Origin of the sequence: Nostoc sp. UHCC 0252 (assembly GCF_034931145.1) — a bacterium.
GTDB lineage: Bacteria > Cyanobacteriota > Cyanobacteriia > Cyanobacteriales > Nostocaceae > Nostoc.
Genome location: NZ_JAYGHE010000158.1, coordinates 1 through 4,258, shown reverse-complemented (window position 1 = coordinate 4,258; position 4,258 = coordinate 1). Strand labels below are relative to the sequence as shown.

Sequence of the window (4,258 nt, the reverse complement as noted above, 5' to 3'; positions counted from 1 at the left end):
GGTTTGGTGAATGTGCGATCGCTGAAGCAACCAACGGCACTGTGCAAACTCTACGCCTAACTTTTGCCGGACATCAAGAAGTTAAACAATTTGCACGGAGATAAATTATGGAACGTTCAATACTGATTCATTTTGACAGCGCTACAGGTGAAGTTCGCGTGGAGGCGGAGGGGTTCGAGGGAGTGAGTTGTTTATCGGCTACGCAACCATTTGAAGAAGCACTTGGAGTTGTGAGCGATCGCACGTTTAAGGACGAAGCCCAAACCCAACAACTTCGGGCTACGAACAGTAATCAAACACGTTTGCGTCAGTAATCAGTCATCAGTTACCAGTCTTAACTCGGCTGGTAACTGCTGATCATAAAGGCTTCGCCATTTCATAAGTGAAATATTTGAATAATTGACATGAAACTCTCAAATCTGCTCTCCACACTCGATTCACAAATCCCCATTGCTGCTGTTGATGTCCTGTCTCCTGATGAAGCGACGATTATTCAATGGCTAACTACAGAGGCATCCAGCAAGCTCTCAAGTCCAGTTTTCTTCTGGAATCTGGGGGTATCAACCTTAGAGCAATGTTTAATCGCAGCAGATGGGGGATTGGTGTTTAAACCAGTGCCAGAGTATAAGAAACCACCACAGGCTGATCCACTACTATTCGTATTCGACTATATTGCGAATTTTAGTAGTGATGGAGTCTTTATCTTAGGTGACATTCACTCGTTTATTGGTAAAAATTCGCCTTCGTTATCTTGGGAGGTTGTTAGCAAGGTAAAAAATCTCTACCATCGTCTCAAACCGACTGATAAACGCATTGTGCTGCTGGGTCAAAACATTCAATTACACGAGTCACTTGTACGCTTAATCCCTTATTGTGAAATTCCTCTACCGGGAGTTGAGCAAATACTACTTCATATCAATTCTTATTTGCATGATCTACAACAGTCAGCTATTGAACAGGAATTGACTTTCACTATTTCCCTTAATAAAAGTGAAATTGAAACTCTTTCTCGTGCTGCCCTGGGATTAACCCTGGAGGAGATTAGCGACTTCCTGCGGTTAACAGTCAAAGAAAACTTAACTAATGATGGTGTCGTCGTTGGCGCTGATTTTATCCCCAAAGCCGTCGAGTACAAAACTCGGCTACTGTCTCAAATGGGTATCGAATTGGGTAAACCAGCCAGCATACCCTTCGGTGGTTTGGATCTACTGCGTGATTGGTTGATGAGGCGGCGGCGGCTGTTCACACAAGAGGCAAGAAGTCTTAGCTTACCCCAACCGAAAGGTGTGTTGCTGGCTGGCCCACCCGGAACAGGGAAATCTAACTGTGCCAAAAACATTGCAACTATACTGAATTTACCACTTCTACAGCTAGACATTGCGTCCCTTTTAGGTTCACTTGTTGGCGAATCCGAAGGTAATGTTAAACGCGCATTGAAAACTGCCGTTGCGATCGCACCTTGTGTCTTGTTTATTGATGAGGTCGAAAAAGCACTTTCAGGTCAGGGCGATACAAGCGGTGTTTCTCAACGCATCTTGGGTACTTTGCTTACGTTCATGGCTGAATGCACTGCTGGGGTGTTTATAGTTGCAACCTGCAATGACCCATCAGCACTACCAAGTGAATTTAAGAGGAAAGGAAGATTTGACGAATCTTTCTTTGTTGATCTTCCTACAGAACCGGAGCGTGTACAGATTCTGGCGATTCATCTACAACGTTTTGGCATTCATCTGGAATCGGAGTACCTCGAAGCGATCGCTGCCAACACCGCGAAATTTTCAGGGGCAGAACTGGAAACCCTTGCTTCAGAAGCTGCTCTGCTGGCATTCGATGAGGATAGACCGCAGCAGGTAACGCTTGCTGATCTGGAAACCTGTCGTCAAACCATTACCCCGCTTGCGATTCAGGACGCTGCGGCAGTCGAGCGAATGCAGGCATGGGCATCTACCGCACGACGGGCTAGTAGTGCTGTGGTTGCGGCGAAAACTCAATCTTTGCGTGCTGCTAAGTTTCGGAATATGAACTGAGAAATAATCTTGGGGAAAGGGTAAAGGGGAAAGGGGAAAGGAATAAAGAAAACCCTCTTTCCCCCTTCCCCTTTTCCCCTTACCCTTCTTGAGGGCGATTGCCTCCTGATTCTATGGGGGCGGTAAGCGTAGCTATGCCGTCAGGCTTATCGCTTTTTCAAATCCAACAATCAGTTAAAGAGAAGGTGAAAAAAAGATGACAACAGATTTAGTGACTTACTACGGACAAACTGAACGAATTAACCAATTTGTTCAAAATTATGGAGTTTATCTCGAAAAACTGGATAGAGAAACTAAGCTTTTGCTGCGTACAACTTTGTCCCAATATGTTTTTATGCAGCGAATATGTAGTCCTGAAGATTATTCTCTAACAGAAGCTTTGACAGATGGACATTTTGAAAGATTTCTTTGGAATGGTATTCCAGAGGTTTTAAAAAATATCTGCTTACAGTTGAAGGGACTAACAGCAGACGAAGCAGAAACGATACTTGAAGCTTTACAGCATCAAATTCGATGGGGCAACGCCCGCCAAGTGGTGAGTTGACAGGGTAAGAAACATGGAAACCTATTTAGTCTTTGTAGACGCAATTCATAACAGCAACAAGTTCTGGAGCGCAAAAGTTGAAGATGGTAATTTAACAGTGCAGTGGGGCAGAGTCGGTTATAAGGCGCAAACCAAAGTCCACACATTAGGCAATCATCAGAGAGCCGTTAGTAAATTCAACAATCTAGTAGCCGAAAAGATGATGAAAGGCTACAGAAGAAGTCAGTCACAAATCGACAGTAATTGTGAAGTTTCTGAAATCAACAGAGCGATTGAATTACTAGAGATTATCCGTCCTTATGTAGAGCAGAGAAATTTTTCAGTTGCTTATATCAATGCCCTAAATCAATATCTTTTGATTGTCCCAACACCTTTGGGTATGCAAATTGAACCATACAGAGTATATCGCTCAGTAGAAGATGTTGATTATCAAATGAGATTGCTTAATTCTTTGTTAACCACACCCGCACCACAAGTCGCTGCGGTGGCTGTTGGTCATGCCTCTGAAGCGACAGCAGAACCCAAGGTAGTCAGTCTCAAGACTATCAGTAAGAACTTCTGGCGACATTTGTAATTTGAGAAGCGTCACTTTGTAAGAGATGCCAAATAGCTACACTTCATTTTGGAATATTGTTTGAGTAAATTATGGAAATCAAGACTATTGCTGTAACTTACACGCGTAAGTTCAATTTAGGTGACTACGAATCTTTAGAGTTAACTTGCTCACTATGGGGACAAATTGACCCAAAAGAAGAAGATGCACAAGGGACGACACAATTTCTATTTCAACAAGCAAAGGATTCAGTTAAGGAAGCTGCAATCCCAGTAATTAAAGCTTCTACCCATCAAATGAATAAAGCCAAAGCGTACAAGCACTCTGCAACAAATCAGTTTGACGATCTTGATAATTTCTAATAACTGAAATTCACCTTTTAAATTCAAAAACACTTTAGTCAAGCATTAATACTGCTTGGCTATTTTTTTTCACCCAGTGCTTTGACCCCCACAAACCACAACAGGAAAGACATCATGCCTAAAAAAACTAACCTAGTCCCAAAAGACCATTCCCAGTTATGCCTTCAGTACCTAAGTCGTTGCGGTGGCAGCGCTCGGTTATGCACCATAAATTTTAGTCTTAGTGTGATTCAAACCTTGGTCAATCAAAGAAGGGTAAAGATTACGAATACAGGTGCAGGATTTTTTGTGGAGTTAGACGAAGCAAAATGAAAACCCATAAAGTAACTCATCAATCATCTTTGCCTTCAAATAATAAGAGTAAGTTAGTTCTTCGTCGGACTCGAAAAAGATTTAACCCCAGGATTTTTATCGAGCGCAGCATAGAAATAACTGCAATTGTCTCTCTACTCTTGACTGGCTTTTCAGGGGTTGGAGCAATGGCTTGCTGGGGGCTGGAGATTATTGAGATAAATGCTAATCCCAACATCATCATCTCTGGTTGGGAGCAACAGAAAAATATTTGCATGGGTGCAATGTTGGTCAGTTTTTCTGCATTCTTAGGCAGTTCTTTAGTCGGAGCAAGTTTTAGTATTCAACGAGATAAATTTTAGGGAGGGAAACAATAATGGAAATCAGATTAACCACAGCAGAGATTCGGACTATATTACAGGGTTGTCAATATACATTGCGGCTTGTTGGGAGTAGTAAGGATTATCGCAGGCTTCAATCG

7 protein-coding genes are annotated in these 4,258 nt (G+C 42.5%); all 7 read left to right on the top strand.

Annotation, left to right across the window (positions count from 1 at the left end; genetic code table 11):
- The first annotated feature begins 107 nt into the window (after positions 1 to 107).
- The 7 genes from VB732_RS35500 (at position 108) to VB732_RS35470 (ending at position 4,139) form a co-directional block, all read left to right on the top strand.
- Positions 108 to 314, top strand: a complete 207-nt coding sequence (locus VB732_RS35500; RefSeq protein WP_323235483.1) for a DUF2997 domain-containing protein — start codon at positions 108 to 110, stop codon at positions 312 to 314.
- Positions 315 to 404: 90 nt separating this feature from the next.
- A complete protein-coding gene (locus VB732_RS35495) occupies positions 405 to 2,027 on the top strand; it encodes an AAA family ATPase (protein WP_323235482.1) in 1,623 nt (540 codons plus the stop codon).
- A gap of 196 nt (positions 2,028 to 2,223) precedes the next feature.
- A complete protein-coding gene (locus VB732_RS35490; RefSeq protein WP_181927380.1) occupies positions 2,224 to 2,571 on the top strand; it encodes a hypothetical protein in 348 nt (115 codons plus the stop codon).
- A gap of 13 nt (positions 2,572 to 2,584) precedes the next feature.
- Positions 2,585 to 3,145, top strand: a complete 561-nt coding sequence (locus tag VB732_RS35485) for a WGR domain-containing protein (RefSeq protein ID WP_181927379.1) — start codon at positions 2,585 to 2,587, stop codon at positions 3,143 to 3,145.
- Between the two features lie 71 nt (positions 3,146 to 3,216).
- A complete protein-coding gene (locus VB732_RS35480) occupies positions 3,217 to 3,486 on the top strand; it encodes a hypothetical protein (RefSeq protein WP_221708240.1) in 270 nt (89 codons plus the stop codon).
- A gap of 114 nt (positions 3,487 to 3,600) precedes the next feature.
- Positions 3,601 to 3,798 (top strand): hypothetical protein, encoded by a 198-nt coding sequence (locus tag VB732_RS35475; protein ID WP_323235481.1) that lies wholly within the window; start codon positions 3,601 to 3,603, stop codon positions 3,796 to 3,798.
- Positions 3,795 to 4,139 carry a hypothetical protein gene (locus VB732_RS35470; RefSeq protein WP_323235480.1) on the top strand — a complete coding sequence of 115 codons (345 nt, stop codon included), beginning with the start codon at positions 3,795 to 3,797 and terminating at the stop codon, positions 4,137 to 4,139. The genes VB732_RS35475 and VB732_RS35470 overlap by 4 nt, the downstream gene beginning before the upstream one ends.
- Positions 4,140 to 4,258: the final 119 nt, after the last annotated feature.